This window comes from Streptomyces sp. NPDC092369, from assembly GCF_044755245.1.
In the GTDB taxonomy this organism is placed as follows: Bacteria; Actinomycetota; Actinomycetes; order Streptomycetales; family Streptomycetaceae; genus Streptomyces.
On the sequence record NZ_JBIVQP010000003.1, the window covers coordinates 154,197 to 169,647 of the forward strand.

The window sequence follows — 15,451 nt, forward strand, 5'->3', positions numbered from 1 at the left end:
TTCGCCAGGCCCGGCCTCCATCAGCAGCTCCTGAATATGGCCAAAACCCCCAACTGACCCACACGCAAAGGCTGTTTCGCCCCGCCCCATGGGTTACGGGACAAGCCTTAGCTTGACTCTGTCGGTGATCTTGGGGGCTGGGGTCAGGTGCCCAGGGTGCGCCAGGATCTCGGCCGGGGGATCTCGTGCTGATCGAGGTAGGTCTGGAAGGCGGTCGGCCGGCGGGGAGGGGGTGCTTCCCCGGTCGCTGGGAGACCGCTGAGGCGCTCGATGTTGATGGCGATGGCGGTCAGGACGTGCTGGAGATGGACCTTGTCCTGGCCTCGGTAGCGGCAGCGTCGCATGCCGTGTCCGTGGACGAACTCGTTGACCGTTCCCTCCACCCCGGAGCGGACCGCGTAGCGGGTCTTCCACTCGGATGTCTGCTGCTCGGTGCGGACGCGGAGTTGCAGGTCGCGGAGCTCTCGTGGGGGAAATCCCACGGTGCGGGCGTTGTCGGCGGTGGTGGTGCACTGGGTGCGGGCAGGGCAGGGGCGGCACTGGCTCTTGGTGAACCGTGCCACGATCAGTGGGGCCGCAGTGGGTGAGGAGGTCGGGTAGGGGCCGTGCCAGCCCTGGCTGACCTGGCCTTGAGGGCAGGTGACCTGCTGGCGGTCGTAGTCGATGTGGAAGTCGTCGCGGGCGAAGCCTTCACCCCGGCGGTGTTGGCGGGTGGGGTTGCCCCGGAGCGGCCCGGAGACGGTGACCTGGTGGTCACGTGCGGCTTGTTCCAGGTGAGGCAGGGAGGTATAGCCGGTATCGACCAGGTGCTCGGCGGGCAGCAGCCCGCGGCGGGCCAGGCGGGTGTGGATGCCGGGCAGAACCTGGCTGTCGTGGGTGGTGGCCGCGGTGGTGGCCACGTCCGTGATCACGTTGGGGCCGTCGGGAGCACACGTCTCCGTCAGGTGAGCGGAGAACCCCTTCCAGCTGATGATGTGTCCGTGGCGTGCGTAGCGGGCCGAGGTGTCATACGGGGAGACGATCGCCCGGGACGGGGGTGGCAGCCCGGGTCCGTCTTCCGTCTCGGCGGTGCGCCAGCGCAAGTGGCCTGCGGCATCGCGGTGGTAGTTCTGCACCATGATCTGTCGCAGGGCCTGGATGCGCGGGCCGGACGTGCGGTCCGCTCCGTGCTGTTGGAGGTGCTCCAGGAGCCGGACGGCGTCGTTTCCGGTGGCGAGGATCCTGGTCTTGGGCTTGGTGGGGTTCTTCCCCAGGCGGACCGGACGGCCGTAGCGGCGCCCCCAGTCCTCGTCGACCAGATCGTCCAGCAGGTGGGGAGAGACGCCGGCGACTTCTTCCAGTGCGGCGCGGACCGCCTCGGTGATCAGCTCCAGGCGGGTCAGATCCCGCACCGCGGCCAGGACATGGGTGGAGTCGGTGCGCTGCGTGGTGCGCTCGCTCACCAGTCCGGCCTCCTTCAGGCGGGCCAGCGCGAGGTCGAGGAGGCGGTCAGCACGGTCTCCCTCAGCGAGACGGTCGCGGAAGTCGGCCAGGACGCTGTGGTGGAAGCCGGGGTCGTCCAACTCCAGGGCCATCGCATACTTGAAGTCGATGCGGCAGCGGACCGCCTCGGCGGCCTGCCGGTCCGACAGACCGAGCACGAACTGCAGCACACAGACGGTCGCCAACTGCGCGGGCGAGAGACCCGGACGCCCGTCACGCGGATACCAGTCGGCGAAGTCGTCGTCACGCCAGAGCCCGTCCAGCCGGTCCTTCACCCACATCGCTGTCGTACCGCCCGGGTTGCTCGCCCGCGCGATCCGCGCGGTCAGAAACGGGACTTGCTCACCGGAACGGACACGGAGCGACAACGGACACCTCGAGAACTGCATCGGCCTTCGGAACAGCCCTGAGCATGTCTGTCGATCATGCTGCCGCACCGGCAAACTCCAAGATCACCGACAGAGTCAAGTTAGATCCTGCCAGTACGCATCGATGTGAACCGCACACCTACTCCCGGTAACCTCATCGGCGGGAATCTGCCACGGTCTATGGGTCGGCTAGGACATCCGGCGCAAGGTCGCCATCGTCGCCGGACGGCAGTCCTGGTCCGATGTGCTGTTGACAGGGAGATCCTCTGCCGGGGTCTGCTGGGCCGGCTCGGGTTCGTCAATCGCAAGGCGCAGCGTCGTCACGCGAAGGAGTAACTCGACAGACTCGGTGTCCGCACCCCGCCGATGATCCGCCCGGTGGAACTTCTGTCGGACGGTCAGCGCCAGGCCATCGCCTTCGCCAGGAGCGCCATCCGGGTCGCCGGGGAGTCCCATGGAGTACTGCTGCTCGACGAGCCCACGGCAGCGCTTGGGTACGAACAGACCCGTCAGGTCGAGGACTTGATCCGGAAACTGTCCGAGCAGGGAACAGCAGTCGTGGTCGTCTCCCACGACCTGCTCTTGTGCTACGAAGTCACCCACCGCGTGGTCATCCTCAACCGAGGACGAAAGGTCGCCGAAGTTCGTACAGCCGAAGCAGACCGTGACCACGTCGTCGGTTGGATCACGGGATCCCGCGCCTCGATGTTCGTGCCCTGACAGGTGGGTGGACCTGCTGGCGGGTGGACGGGATTTGCCCGCCAGCGGCAGGTGGCGAAGATACATACTTCGGCTCAAGAGAAAGACGCCGCCAGTGATCCGAACGCTGAGGAGTGCGTGGCACCTCCTCCGCTCAGGCCCAAACTCTGTCCTCGTCAGCGAAGTACGGCCATGGTTCCTGCCCAGGTAGGCCTTTTCTGAGGAGCTGGTCCATGCCACGCGCCCACGTCTGCAGATTGCTCAACTCCAGCATGAGTTGCTCAAGTCCGGCTCTGGCCATGGTGACCTGTCGGCCGTGCCCTCTGACGATGACGACAGGCCGGGCCGGTTCCATGTCGGCCCCGCTTGGCAGGACCCACTCAACGTCCAGCCCGTGCTTGCCGAGTTCCTCAATGAAGTTGTCCGATGACAGTGTCACGCTGAAGACAAGGACGTCGGCGATGAGCCCGGCACACTGGCCGGGTTGCAGCGGATAGATGCCCCACGGCGGGGCCATGGTGTTGCGGGCTGCGCTGTCCCCGCTGCTGAAGCAGATGTTCTGTCCGGTCAACCGTGTGCGGCGCAAGAGCGACGCATATGAGGCGTGGAACTGCTTGGTAGCCTCTTGGGCTCCCCATTTGTCGCCGGCTGCAGCGATATCGAGCGCCAGGAGAGCACGCTGCCCTGGGACACGCATCGTCTTGAGCCCGTCCTGATGCGCTTGGGCAAAGGCATCACTCAGCGCGGACAAATGGGTAGCGTAAGGCACTCCGGTTTCGACGAGAACAGCCTTGTCCGACCCGGGGAGCGGCCCGCCGATGTGCAGCGCCTCGGCGGCAAGCCGTGTTCGAGTCAGCTGGGCGCTCTCCTTCCGTAGCGGATTTGTCTTCAACTCGTACAGGTAGATCTCCTGCTCGCCGTCCTCTTGGTCGTGGAACACTGTCACGTCAGCGATCCGCAGGCAGTCAGTGATGTCGTGGAGCAGAGCGAAGTGCCTGTTCTCGCTCCACTGCTGTTCCACGAACTGGATCTCGTGAGCCGTGCCCTCCTTGCTGAGGGTCATCGGTCCGGGTGATTCGTTACGACGCAACGCGAGAATGTAGCGACGGTCGTACCGGAACGCGCGCCAGGCCATGGCGTCACCGATGGAGCGCAGCTGGCGCCCCACCCGCTCCAGAACGTCGTACTCCAGTCGCCAGTCGTTCAGGTCGTAAGGATCGCCAGCAACGAGTTCGGGGGCGTCAACGGGCAACGACTCCCTCTTCCTGAGCCGTTTGATCACTCGCGAGCGTTCCGCCCGGGCGAGGTTCGCGGCGAGCGTGGCCACCAGAAGTTCCCGCTGAAACGCCATGGAGTCCTCTGCGCTTTGGCACTCGCGCAGGTCCTTGATGAATCTGACCAACCGCTCAGCATTCTCCCGGTGGAACGGGTGCTTGATCAGTGCGTCCAGGCGGTCACTCGACATATCAGTCAGCATCGGAGCCACACACCGCATTCTGCCGCCATCAGGGGGCACGTTCCACTGAGTTCGCCGCTCGTCCTCAGATGGCGAAGCGGTACTTGACGCGCGCCCCTAAGGAAGCTGACTGCCCGCCAGGATGAGCGAGCTGGGAGGGGTCGGATGCCGCAATTCCGGTCATCCCTGTGCTTCGGCTTGTCAGGAGCCATCGACGGGAGCTGGTTGGTTTTCGATCCATGCGAGTCCTCCGAGGTCCAGTTGGTGCCGTGCGCGAGTGACGGCGACGTAGGCGAGGCGGGCGTCCGTTTCGCTCACGCGTTCCGGGATCGGGCAGCCGTTGTCGTCGAGTTGGTCGCTGTCCGGCGGCGGGGGAAAGTCATCGGCAATTCTGACCCCGAGCCACTCGCGGCCCTTTGCTTTGTGAGCGGTAGAGACCGCGACCTCGGCCTTGGCTTCATCGGTCAGGGCGGCAACAGCAGTGATGATGGCTTCGGGTCCATGGGTGTCGACGAGTTCGACGAACGGCAGGAGATCTCGGCCGGCGGGATCGTATTCCGCGTACTCCTGCAGCTCACCCCAGGAGGCGAAGAGAACCAGTTCAGGGTGGGATGTGCGTCGGCCGTCCTTGAGGTCCCTGGCGGCGAGCGCCAGTGCGATGAGTGTCTGTCCGCCGCGGGTGAGCGCGACCCGGCGGCCTGCCTCCAGCAGTCTCATGACCTCGGTCATGGCGCCGATGTTGGTGCGGCACAGGACCGCGTCCGGGCTCGTGACCAGGCCGACTTTCGTCGGGATGGTGTCGGATCCGGTCAGTCGGATCGGCGCGTCGGTGAACGCGAGCCAGCGGTTGGCCTGCTCGGCGAGGAGCGGGCCGAAGCGGAAAGAGCGGGTCAAGGTGAGGTGGATGGCGTCGAAGCCGGTCATCACGTCCCGGGCCCCGCGCCACCCGTAGATGGCTTGGGCGGAGTCGCCGACCATGACCAGCTGGGCGTGAGCGCGTTGAGCGGCGAAGACCTGCTCCAGGACGGGGTTGGTGTCCTGGGCCTCGTCGAGAAGGAGGAAGTCGGCCTCGATCCTCGGCTCGGTCAGTGCCCACATCTTCAGATAGTGGTCGTGCTCGAAGCGGACTACACCATCTTCGGGCTCCTGTAGGTCCTTCCAAGCCTTCCCAACGAACGGCATGACTGCTTCAGCGAGTTGGGCACGCTCGGCAGGCGTGTGCAACCTTCGCAGAGCCGGCACGTGATGGGGAGCAAGGGACGTGTCGGCGGACTGGCAGAAGCGGGTGACCGTACGCAACACCGTGTGGGACAAGGTCCGGTGGCTGATCTCGTGATCACCGATGCGGACGGGGGATCTGACGCCTAGGGCGTTGCCGATTCGCCAGGCGGGCTGGCGTGGGCTGCTGAGCCGACGGGCGAACCGGTGTCCGACAGCTGCGTAGGCAGTGGCGTGAGCCGTCCGGCACTGCACGGAGCGCGGGAACCGGGTGGCGGCGTCATCGGCAATGTCCTTGTTGAAGGCCAGATAGCGGCCTCGGCGTCCACTGCTCGCGGCCAGCAGGGCAAGCGTGCTGGTCTTGCCGGTTCCGGCGCCGGCCTGCAGCACCAAGTGGTGGCCGTCTCGGAAGGTGTCGACGGCGTGGGCCTGTTCGTCTGTGGGCGTGTGCAACAGGAGCTCCGCGGTGGGGAACGGTCAGGGGGTCTTGTGTGCGGTGCTTCGTCGCTGGTGGTCGGCGACGCGGGAGGCATCCGGCGGTGGGCACCGGTGGTCGATCAGGACGCGTGCCGCGCAGGCAAGGACGTCTTGGGGTGTGGTGGGTGAGAAGGCCTCGTAGCTGCGCGGTCAGTTGCACGGTGCGCGTCCGTGCGTCTCGTGCAACAGCTTCGTTGACGGCTTGGGCGAGAAAGTCTGCGGGCTCCTGCCCTTGAGTCGCTGCGGCCTGGTCGAGCGCAGAACGGATGGCTGGGGCGAACGCGACGTTGAGCAGGACCTGGCCCGAACTATCGGGGTAGTGGGTCGTCAAGACGTCGATGGGCAGGAGCCGATCGAGTTCGTGGCGGAGGGATCGCAGCGCGCGTCCCGCTGACTTGGCGCGGTGCACGACCACTAGGCGGGTGCGGTCCGTGTTCGTCGCGAGCGGCACCCTTCGACAGGCTCTGTGCAGCTCTGCCGGGGTGACCGGTCTGGTCAGGATGATCTCTACGGCGTGCTGTCTCCTCATCGCCGGACCGCTTTCCGGGCCCCGCTGCCAGGATGCGCCCGGCGACCATGGGCGGGGAGGCGCTGGTGAACGTACGCGTGGTGGACGAGAGGGTCGAAGGGTTCCCAGTCCGTCAAGGCCAGGTCCGCAGCTGTGGGGGTGGCTGCGTGCTGAGGACAGCGCTGCGTTCGCCAGCGGACTTGTTCGGCGTAGGGCAGGGAACTCAGGTCGTACAGGGCCATGACCTCAGCAGGAAAAGCCAACTGCCCCTGGGTGGCTGTAGCGGGAACCAGCCTCCAGACACCCGTCGGGCCGTCGGAGGAGAGCATCCCGCGGGTGCATCGGTCACGTCGTCGGGTCTGGGCCACGCACTGGATCTCGTCCAGAGGGCGTGCGGCGAGATAGCGGACAAACAGGATCTGGACGACAGGTCTGGCCGGCCGACAGGGGACCTCCGACTGCAGGGACTCCCGGTCCGCGGGTGCCGCTGGGATGAAGCCTGCCGCGTCCACCATGCGACGCGTGTTCACTGCCAACGCCTGACGGAGCCTTGCCAGTTCGGGGGCGGCAACGCTGTCGGCACTTCGGGCCGGGCAGACGCTGGCGTGGGTCAGACGGCACCAGGCGCTCCCGTCTCCGGAGGGATAGGCAAGGCCGGAGCTGACATGCCAGCGGTGGTCGGAAGGCACCACGGCCGCCGACAACTCCTGTGGATGCAGGCGGACGGGGCGGTCCCGGACTCGCTGGTACCACTCAACGGAATTACCGCATTCGCGACAGCGGTCGCGTTGAGCACAACGCAGCAGCCTGGTGGGGCTGTCTGAGTCGACGCACAGTGGGCGCCGCGGGTGGGCGAGGGCAGGGCCGCTGTTTCGGCGTCGGGGTAGGGGGGAGTAGTGCATGAGCGCGAAGGTGCCAGCACACACGCCGTCGAGCGACATCCGGGCCGGAGACGTCCACCGAACGGCCCCATCAAGGGCGACACGCGTTTGAATGAACGCACAGATGTTCGCGTCACTCTGCTCGATCGGCTGAACAGCCGACAGGCCCTGACGACTCGTCAGCCGCTCATCGGTTGCGGAGGTTCATGCCCGTGGCACAGGGCGCCGAAGAGCTCGTCGAGCGGAGTGCCTAGCGCATGAGCGAGGGCGTGCCATGTCTTGAGGGTGCCGATCGCGCGACCCTGCTCGATCTCGATGAGGGTCCTTCTGGCCAGGCCACTGCGGGCGGCAAGCTCGTCGTAGGTCCATCCCCGCACCGCACGCAGCCGGGCCAGCTCCAGACGCAGAGCCTGGAAGTCCGGGTCGGGCGTGAAGATCGTCACCCGTCCATCGGAAGGTGCAGACACCTACCCTGTCAGTGCAGACCTCTGCCCTATTTCGGCTCGCCGGGCATGAGAGCGAGGGCAGAGGTCTGCACTAGCGTGTGCGCCCGACTCCAGTCCGGCAGAGGGCCGGCGCAGAGAACGACGGGAGGAAGACGCGCGCCATGAGGCTCTGCTTCACACGTCCGGGAGTCCGGCGTACCTGGACGGTCGAGCTGCGTCCGCAGCCTGGCGGACCGGTGCTCGTGTGCCGACAGTGCACGCACGGTGGGCGGCCGCTCGTCGGCTCCGCCGCTCGAACTGAGCTCCTGGCCCACCTGGCCGCTCACGCCCGCCGAGATCCCCTTCCTGCACACCTGCGGATCTGCCAGTGCCACGAGCGAGGCTGCCGCCAGCATCCGCGCCACCGCGGGTGCAACGGACCGATCCGACTCCTCCTCGTCCGCGAACGCGGCGGACGCCGCTGGCGCCTCTCCGACGCCTGCACGGCGTGCGCGGCGTCCACATCCCAGGCCGCTGTCGTCCCCGAAACAACGCTGGCCGCCGAGGCCCCGCCTCCCTGGCGGACGCGCATTCGACGCAGACGACGTCCCAGAGGACCAGACAGCCAGACCCGGGTAAGCGAGTTGCTCAACTATCTCGCCACCGCATTGCCCGAGGAGGTAGGAGCGGGCGCCCGCATGCTCGCCCTTCAGTGCGCACTCCGTATGAACGACTCGGCTCAAGTCAGGCTGCCCAACGGCGTGCTGCGCAGCCTTCGCCTCAAATCTGCTGCGGAGGTCTGGCACGAACTCCACGACGCCGGACTGCTGCGCACACGCCATTTCGACCATCGCATGATGGCTGTCCAGATGCTCGATGCGGGTCTGCTGACCCAGCATCCGGCTCGACCTGACCGGCTCCGCGCCGCCGACTGGGCGTTGCGCGCCGCCTGTTTTACTCGCGCCTCGACTCCGCCGCTACGCCTCGCCGCTCTGTCCCTCGTCGCCCGCACTGCTGCCACAAGCGATCATGGCGCGGCGGAGGCCGAACGGGTGGCGCGGGGGTGCGGAGTACCTACCATTGCTCTCCTTTCGACGCTGGAACATCTCGTAGCGGCGGGAGTTCTCACGGCCTGGCAAGTGGCACCGGACGCAGGAGAGGTCTCATGGAGGCTGGGTCCCAGAGGGCTGCGGCGGCACCCCGCGATCGAGGACACCAACTGATCGTTCGGGCCCGGGGAGCGGCAGCTCAACGACGTCGGGGGCACGGCCCGTCGAGTTGGTCCAAGACTCTCGGCGGGCTCCCGCAGGAACGAGGGCCCAGTCTCCAGACAGCGTCACGTTCAGCGCTTCCGACGTCGCGCGACACCCTTCACCACGTACAGGACGCCTCTCGTCGCCACCCAGATACTCGGACGGACGATCAGCGTCCGCCAGACGGAAGAAAAGGGGCTTCGGTGACAGGTTCGGCAAGCAACACGCCCAGCACATCCTGCAAGACCTGCGCAGCACAGGGCTGTTGGAGCGTGACGTCGTCCTGGGGGCTCTGGCGGCCAGGGGTGCTTCCGATCGTGCGGTGCGGAACCTCGGCAAGTTGATCGACGCGCTGGAACGCGGCTGAGACTTGGCGACGGCCCCAAGCATCCGCCTGGCCAGTTGCGGAGAGTCCGCGGGCAGCGAGCCTCCCCACCTCACGCCGAGCTCGCCGGAGAACGACTTCGTGATGCACGGGATAAATTCGCCAGCAAGATCACTGGGACGCGTCTACTGTCGTGGAGTGTGCGAGTAGATCCCTGGGCTGAGTTGGCCCGCTCTCTTGAAGGTCTCCACTCTGCCTTTGCAGACAGCTACGACGCGGTCCATGGCTTCCTGGACGGATCACCTGCTAGCAAAGAGTGCGGCCGAGACGCTGCGCTGGCCGGAACCTGGGGAGATCGACCGGTCCGGAACGCCAACATCGCCCCGCTGTCGCCCGTCTTAGTGATGCTCGACCATTTGGACACCCTGTCTTCGGTGTTCAGATCACCTGGGGGTGTCACGTCCTCTCACACTCTTACCCGCGCCATCCTCGATATCGCGATGGGGCCTTGGTACTTGCTGGAGCCTGGCATCGGAGAGCGCGAACGTGTACGCCGCTACATGAACCTTCAGCTTCAGAGTCTGAAAGAACAGTCTCAGCTTGAAACGGGAACGATCAACACAGCGATCTTGGAGCACTCGAAGCAACGGATAGCGAACATCGTCAAGGCGGCCCGGGCTCACGGCTTCGAGGTGCGAAGAGATGGTGACCGATACCGACCGCCCTTCCTCGGTACTCAAATTCCGTCCACTACGTCTCTGGCGGCGGAGATGATCGCACCGCAGCTTCCGACGCTGGGACCCCTCTTCTGGCGCACCGGGTCAGCAGTAGCGCATGGTCAACAGCACGGCATCAGCATGTTCTTCGAACGGCTCGATCTTCCCGTAAACCCTGCGCACGGCGACACCGCAGTGACACTGCAAGCGAGCTCAAGGGACACTGCACTTCGATGCGGCGGTGCTCCTCTCGCAGTGATGGCAGCTCTCCGGCGCCTCTTCGCTCAGTACGGCTGGGATACCAGACGGCTCAACTCAGCTGAGATGGATGCCGTAAACACGTGGCAGGCCGTAGCAGGAATCCAGGCTGCCGTTCCGGGCACGTTCAAGCAGACGGACATAGACCTGCCGTAAGTCACATCAGGCTATCCTCCTTTGCCAGTTGGTTATACGCCAGCAGCCCAGTAGTTCAAGGCGCAGGCTGTTTCGCGAATGCACGTATCGACCAACTCACCCAGTTGCTCGAAGTCATATGCGGGGAAATATTGAGGCACTAGGCCGAAGATCGGCTGCGTCAGGTCTACCCTTGCGGTATCGGCTCCCCTCAGCAAGTTGTAGTGCATCAAGGTGTTCCGAAACTCTCGGACTGCGCTATCTGTGATGACGCGCACGGCATCAGTGTCCAGGATTGCCTCCAGTGCATCACCAGAAGAAGATGACAGTGGATAGCGGGCTTCATCCTTGAGAAGCTTGAGGCTTAGCAGCACTTGATACAGGGTGACATAGCGAATCTTGAAAACCGTGTACTCAAGATTGCGGACGTCTGCACCAGCAGTGATGATTCTATCGATGAAGTTCATCCGCACTTGGAAGTCGGTCAAGACGCCATTAATGGATTCTGTACCTGCCCCATTGAATGCCTGGGCGTAGTACGTTGAAGCTCGCACATCCGCAGACCACAGACGTTCACCCGATAGATGGTGAACAAACGTCTCCCCTCCCTGAGTATCCATGCGGGCACCGAGAGCCCCGAAGCATCTGCCCAGCTGTTGCATGACGCCCAGCATATAAGCGCCGTTATCCTCCTGAAGGAGGTTCTCCGTCTTGACTCCAAGATGAAACGCCGCAGCATGGGATGTCGTAACTAGCGTATTCTCGTACGTGAAGAGAACTAGATCTTTCTCCCACTTCCGGGCGAGCCAGAGCCAGGTATTTCCGAGGAAGTACTCAGAGTGCTTACTCGAAATTTCATCTTTGAAAAATTGCAACTGTCCGTCAATGTGCCGTTGTGTATCTTCGAAGAGCTTAAGGCTATGTCTCGCGCGAGCGCACACGTCTTCAGCTTCGGCAGAGAACCGATCAAAAACCGCAGGATCGATCGCCTGCGGCTTGCGCTTCGCCTCGTGAAGTATGAGGGAAAAGTACGGGGCCATGCACAGGGTCATGATCGTGATCGAGGATGGGCTCGCATCATGCGTTGTCTGAAGATCCCGGAAGAATCTACCCATATAGGCGGCATCGCTCGCCACGCCAGTCTTTATGACGTCATCATTAACAGACAATTCGCACCTCCTCTGCCTATATTGATATACGGTCGCACCTGGGCGGCGAGGGCGCCGCTAGATTAGTCGTCGGCTGGAATGATCTGCACGGTGCGCTTGTACTTGTTGCCGTGAGTCCATTCGAGCGCCCCATCATGCTGGAGACGACCCACGACAATTCCGGGAGCGATGCCGGCCTGCTGGGCGAAGGTCTCGATCCTGGTGAAGGGCATCGGCCTGCTGGCAAGGCGACGGTAAGCCGCAGCGTATTCCGGCGGGACCAGTGTTTCTGCCGCAAATGCGTTTGCCTCTTCTTCGCTCCGGTCGCCCTCAGGGGTCAGTTTGTCTCCATGGTCTGTGTCGTCCAAGAAGGTCAGTCGTTTTCCGTGAAGAAGAATGTGGGCGATCTCGTGGAAAACGGTGAACCAGAAGTGGTCGTCCTTCTTGAATCTGTCGCTCAGCGCCACTCCAACCTTGTCAGGCGCAAGCCACCGGGTGGCTCCGGAAACGTGTGATCGCGGTGGTGCGGGGATGAATACGACGGCCACTCCTGCCTGGGCGCACAAGGCGGTGATCCGGCCGCGCCACGTCTCCGGCTCCGCCACGGTGAGAGCGCGCAGGCGCGGCAGGAGCGCCGTGAGGGCGGCTCGGTCGAACGGTTGGCACGGCAGATCGCGAGCCTTGAGTTCTGCCTGGCGCAGCCAGATCGCTGTGGCGTAGTCGTTCGTCTCCAGGACGGTGGAGCGGCGGAAGGCGGTCCGGTAGCTGCGCCACAGATCCTCGGCTACCTCGGGATCGGCGACTCCGAAGAATGCCAACAGCTGCTGAAGGTTCTCTGCTGTCTTGTCCTTGGTGGGGAGGATCTTGCGTTTGACGAGTTCCGGCAGCGAGAACTTGTCCAACCAGTTGATGTGTTTGCTGAGCCGTCTGAGTTCCTCGTCACGGGTCACATGCGTGCGCCAGGCGGCCTCCAAGTGGTTCCACATGGAGGCGGGAATCTTCGTGGTCCGCTCCAGCAGGAGCGCGGTTTCCGGGCTGAGAACCGCGGTGCCCTGGATGATCTGGTTGATGTGCTTGGTCGACAAGCCGGTACGCCTGGCCAGGTCCGCCTGCGGAATACCCAGGGCGTCAAGCTGATCCTTGAGTGTTTCGCCGGGCGGTCGGGCGGAGTCGGGGTCATAAGCGACGTACGGAGTGGGCGGCGTCACGAGGACCTCTCTGAGGGCAGCAGGCTGAGGGCGGTGGCGGGGGTCAGCCGCGGATGGTGACCGCGGTGACGATCAGAGCTCGCACGGAATGTTCGTCGAGCAGGCCGTCCTGGTCGAGGACAGGCGGTGAGTCTCGGGGATGTACCAGCAGATCGCCGTACACCCCGAAGGAGATCAGCCGGGCGAAACGGTCGTCGGGCGGGCCTGCGCGTAGGCGGGCAGCGATCAGAACGCTCAGGTCGGCCAGGTGGGCTGCGGCCGCCATCTCGCCGAGCCGCCTGTGCAGCGCGACGGCGGCTTCCGACCCGAAGTGGGCCCTGCGAGCCGCGTCGCTGTTGCAGACGCGGCCCAACTCTGCGTCGACGAAGCCGATGTCCACCTGCAGCCCCAGAATTCACTTGCGTTTACCTGACAGCTCAATGCTACCCTCGGATCAAGGTCAATCGCATGAACCTGGTGAGTGCATCTAATTTATGATCTTGAAGTGCATTTATGCAGGCCAGGGCGATATATGAATCGACATGAGGTGGTTCTATGACAGTCAAGCGCAGTTCGTCCAGCGGATCCGGCGGCAAGCGCGGCCGGAGCGCGATCACCGGCAGGTTCGTGAAGCAGGCCACCGTGCGCCGCCATCCGGACACGACCGTGAACGAGCAGGCCGGCTCGAAGGCCAAGAAGCGCAAGTAGTCCGGAGCGGGCGAAGAGTCCGCATTCATCGATCCCTGCCCTTCACGGGCCGGGGAAGGAGGTGGCCGTCATGGCAGTGGCGGACACGCGGCACGAGGACGCCGCCCACAAGACGGTGAGGGTCATCGTCGACGAAGAGCTGGTCTCCGGGGTGCCCCAGCACACCACCCCGAACGAGATCCTGCGGCTGGCCGGGATCGATCCGGCCGACCACTACCTGGTCCGGGTCAACGGCCGGCACCGGGAGTCGTACAAGGACGAGGGCGACAAGGACATCACCGTGCACGAGCGGGAGAAGTTCGTGTCGGTGTTCACCGGCTCTACGCCGACCTCATGACCACGACCCTGCCGGAGGCCGGGCCCGCGGGCATGCTCGCGGGCCTGGCCGCAGCCGGCTACACCGTCGAGCCGCGGGGCGAGTTCGCTGTCTTCGACTACGTGATCGAGGTCGGCCCGCGGTCCGGCGAGACCGTCAGGATCGGCTTGGCTCTCGTGCAGGACTGGCCGCTCTCCCCGCCGCCCGGCCCTCACGTGAGCCCGCGTTTGGGACACCCCGCAGGCGCCGTCCACACTTCTCCGCTCGGGGACGAGTGGGAGTACTGGAGCCGCCCGGCCGCCAACTGGTCGGTCGATCGTACGATCCGGGGCTACCTGCGGCACTTGCGCACCTTGTTCTCGCAACTGGAGCCCCCGGCATGATCACCCGTTTCTCACTCGCCATGACCACCGACGTCGCGCAGTGTCTCACCCGCCATCTGCGCCGCGCCGATGGCCAGGAGGACTGCGTCTTCGTCCTGTGGCGGCCGAGTACCGGATCCCGCCGTACGACGGCTTTGATCGTTGAGGTGGTCCTGCCCGAAGACGGCGATCGAATCGTGCACGGCACTGTCGACTTCACCAGTGAGTACTTCCTGAGGGCCGCCGGCATCGCCGCCGAGGAGGGTTGCGGGCTCGGGTTCATCCATGCCCATCCCCGCGGTCGGCGCTGGCAGCGTCTGAACGACATCGACTACGCGGCCGAGGCGTCCTTCTCCGCCCAGGCCATCACCCTGACCGGACTGCCGCTGGTCGGCATGACCTTCGCTGGCGGGGACGCCCGCTTCGGCGCCCGGGTCTGGCAGCGGCACGCACCACGTACCTATGTCCCGACCGAGGCGGAGAACGTACGCGTGGTCGGAGAGCGCTTCACGGTCACCTTCAACGACACCCTCGTCCCGCCGCCCGAGACAACGAACCGGCAGGTACGCACCGTCTCCGCCTGGGGACAGGAGACCCAGAACGACCTGGCGCGGCTCCACGTGGGTGTCGTCGGGACCGGATCGGTCGGCATGCTCATCGTCGAAGCTCTGGCACGTACCGGTCTCCAACAGCTGAGCTTCTTCGACTTCGACACCGTCGAGAACCTCAACCTTGACCGGCTTCTCCACGCCACCGATCGCGACGTACGACTCCACAGGGCCAAGGTGGACATCGCCGCGCGTGCTGCACGCCGGTCCGCCACCGGCGCGGACATCCATGTCGCGACGCACGAGTTGAGCGTCGTGGAGCCGGACGGCTTCGCCGCTGCAGCAGACTGCGACCTGCTCTTTTCCTGTGTCGACAGGCCTTGGCCCCGCGCCGCCCTGAACCTCCTCGCCTACGCCCACCTCATCCCCGTCGTGGACGGCGGAATTTTGGTCGATGCGCGCAGCGGTCATCTGAAGGGTGCCGAATGGCGTGCCCACGTCGCCGCGCCGAGCCGCGCGTGCATGGAATGCCTGGGCCAGTACGACCCAGCTCACGTTCCGGTGGAGCGCGACGGACTGCTCGACGACCCCGCCTACATCAAGGGCCTCTCGGCCGATCATCCGTTGCGCCGGAAGGAGAATGTCTTCGTCTTCTCCGCGAGTGCGGCCGCCGCACAGTTGAACCAATTCCTCACTATGGTCACGGCACCGAGCGGCATCGCCGACACCGGCGCCCACCTGTACCACCTGACCACTGGAACCATCGACCAACGCTTGGAGGGCTGCGAGGCAGGCTGCCTCTATGACGGTCAGCTCCGCGCTCTCGGCGATCACACCCCTGTGAAGGTCACCGGGCGGCACAAAGCCGCCGAACGAGCGCGCGCTGCCCGCCTGGATGCGGCACGCCCATGGCCGCTCCGTTTCCGACGGGGTATCGACAACCTGCTGAGCAGGTACTGGTGATCGGGTTTTCCCGGAGGC

The 15,451-nt window shown here is 65.1% G+C and carries 15 protein-coding genes; 7 read left to right on the plus strand and 8 right to left on the minus strand.

Annotated elements, in window-relative coordinates; genetic code table 11:
- Window positions 1-143: 143 nt before the first annotated feature.
- Window positions 144-1,850, minus strand: coding sequence for an IS1182 family transposase (locus ACIQI8_RS17570; protein ID WP_402350836.1), 1,707 nt, complete (start codon window positions 1,848-1,850; stop codon window positions 144-146).
- Window positions 1,851-2,228: 378 nt separating this feature from the next.
- Here ACIQI8_RS17570 and ACIQI8_RS17575 point away from each other — a divergent pair, with 378 nt between their 5' ends.
- Window positions 2,229-2,570, plus strand: coding sequence for an AAA family ATPase (locus tag ACIQI8_RS17575; RefSeq protein ID WP_402350839.1), 342 nt, complete (start codon window positions 2,229-2,231; stop codon window positions 2,568-2,570).
- Window positions 2,571-2,703: 133 nt separating this feature from the next.
- Here ACIQI8_RS17575 and ACIQI8_RS17580 read toward each other — a convergent pair whose 3' ends face one another.
- From ACIQI8_RS17580 to ACIQI8_RS17595, 4 genes are all read right to left on the minus strand, one after another.
- Window positions 2,704-4,035: a hypothetical protein gene (locus ACIQI8_RS17580; RefSeq protein WP_402350842.1), complete on the minus strand. Its 1,332-nt coding sequence runs from the start codon at window positions 4,033-4,035 to the stop codon at window positions 2,704-2,706.
- A 171-nt stretch (window positions 4,036-4,206) separates the two neighbouring features.
- Window positions 4,207-5,676, minus strand: a complete 1,470-nt coding sequence (locus ACIQI8_RS17585; protein WP_402350846.1) for a UvrD-helicase domain-containing protein — start codon at window positions 5,674-5,676, stop codon at window positions 4,207-4,209.
- Window positions 5,677-6,225: 549 nt separating this feature from the next.
- Window positions 6,226-7,149: a DUF6083 domain-containing protein gene (locus ACIQI8_RS17590; RefSeq protein ID WP_402350849.1), complete on the minus strand. Its 924-nt coding sequence runs from the start codon at window positions 7,147-7,149 to the stop codon at window positions 6,226-6,228.
- Window positions 7,150-7,268: 119 nt separating this feature from the next.
- On the minus strand, window positions 7,269-7,532 hold the full coding sequence (locus ACIQI8_RS17595) for a helix-turn-helix transcriptional regulator (RefSeq protein WP_402350852.1): 264 nt from the start codon (window positions 7,530-7,532) through the stop codon (window positions 7,269-7,271).
- A gap of 680 nt (window positions 7,533-8,212) precedes the next feature.
- Between ACIQI8_RS17595 and ACIQI8_RS17600 the strand changes: the two genes are divergently transcribed.
- Window positions 8,213-8,737, plus strand: coding sequence for a hypothetical protein (locus ACIQI8_RS17600; RefSeq protein ID WP_402350855.1), 525 nt, complete (start codon window positions 8,213-8,215; stop codon window positions 8,735-8,737).
- A gap of 555 nt (window positions 8,738-9,292) precedes the next feature.
- On the plus strand, window positions 9,293-10,222 hold the full coding sequence (locus ACIQI8_RS17605; RefSeq protein WP_402350858.1) for a hypothetical protein: 930 nt from the start codon (window positions 9,293-9,295) through the stop codon (window positions 10,220-10,222).
- Between the two features lie 32 nt (window positions 10,223-10,254).
- Here the strand turns inward: ACIQI8_RS17605 and ACIQI8_RS17610 are convergent, their stop codons facing one another.
- From ACIQI8_RS17610 to ACIQI8_RS17620, 3 genes are all read right to left on the minus strand, one after another.
- Window positions 10,255-11,337: a hypothetical protein gene (locus ACIQI8_RS17610; protein ID WP_402350860.1), complete on the minus strand. Its 1,083-nt coding sequence runs from the start codon at window positions 11,335-11,337 to the stop codon at window positions 10,255-10,257.
- Between the two features lie 95 nt (window positions 11,338-11,432).
- The gene (locus ACIQI8_RS17615; RefSeq protein ID WP_402350863.1) at window positions 11,433-12,557 is read right to left on the minus strand and encodes an ImmA/IrrE family metallo-endopeptidase; all 1,125 of its coding nucleotides are present in this window, start codon (window positions 12,555-12,557) and stop codon (window positions 11,433-11,435) included.
- A gap of 43 nt (window positions 12,558-12,600) precedes the next feature.
- The gene (locus ACIQI8_RS17620; protein ID WP_402350866.1) at window positions 12,601-12,936 is read right to left on the minus strand and encodes a hypothetical protein; all 336 of its coding nucleotides are present in this window, start codon (window positions 12,934-12,936) and stop codon (window positions 12,601-12,603) included.
- A gap of 155 nt (window positions 12,937-13,091) precedes the next feature.
- Between ACIQI8_RS17620 and ACIQI8_RS17625 the strand changes: the two genes are divergently transcribed.
- The 4 genes from ACIQI8_RS17625 (at window position 13,092) to ACIQI8_RS17640 (ending at window position 15,433) form a co-directional block, all read left to right on the plus strand.
- Entirely contained in the window at window positions 13,092-13,244 is a 153-nt protein-coding gene (locus ACIQI8_RS17625; protein ID WP_402350869.1) for a hypothetical protein, read from the plus strand.
- A 70-nt stretch (window positions 13,245-13,314) separates the two neighbouring features.
- Entirely contained in the window at window positions 13,315-13,581 is a 267-nt protein-coding gene (locus ACIQI8_RS17630; RefSeq protein ID WP_402350872.1) for a hypothetical protein, read from the plus strand.
- On the plus strand, window positions 13,578-13,943 hold the full coding sequence (locus tag ACIQI8_RS17635; RefSeq protein WP_402350875.1) for a hypothetical protein: 366 nt from the start codon (window positions 13,578-13,580) through the stop codon (window positions 13,941-13,943). The genes ACIQI8_RS17630 and ACIQI8_RS17635 overlap by 4 nt, the downstream gene beginning before the upstream one ends.
- Entirely contained in the window at window positions 13,940-15,433 is a 1,494-nt protein-coding gene (locus tag ACIQI8_RS17640; protein ID WP_402350878.1) for a ThiF family adenylyltransferase, read from the plus strand. The genes ACIQI8_RS17635 and ACIQI8_RS17640 overlap by 4 nt, the downstream gene beginning before the upstream one ends.
- Window positions 15,434-15,451 lie beyond the last annotated feature (18 nt).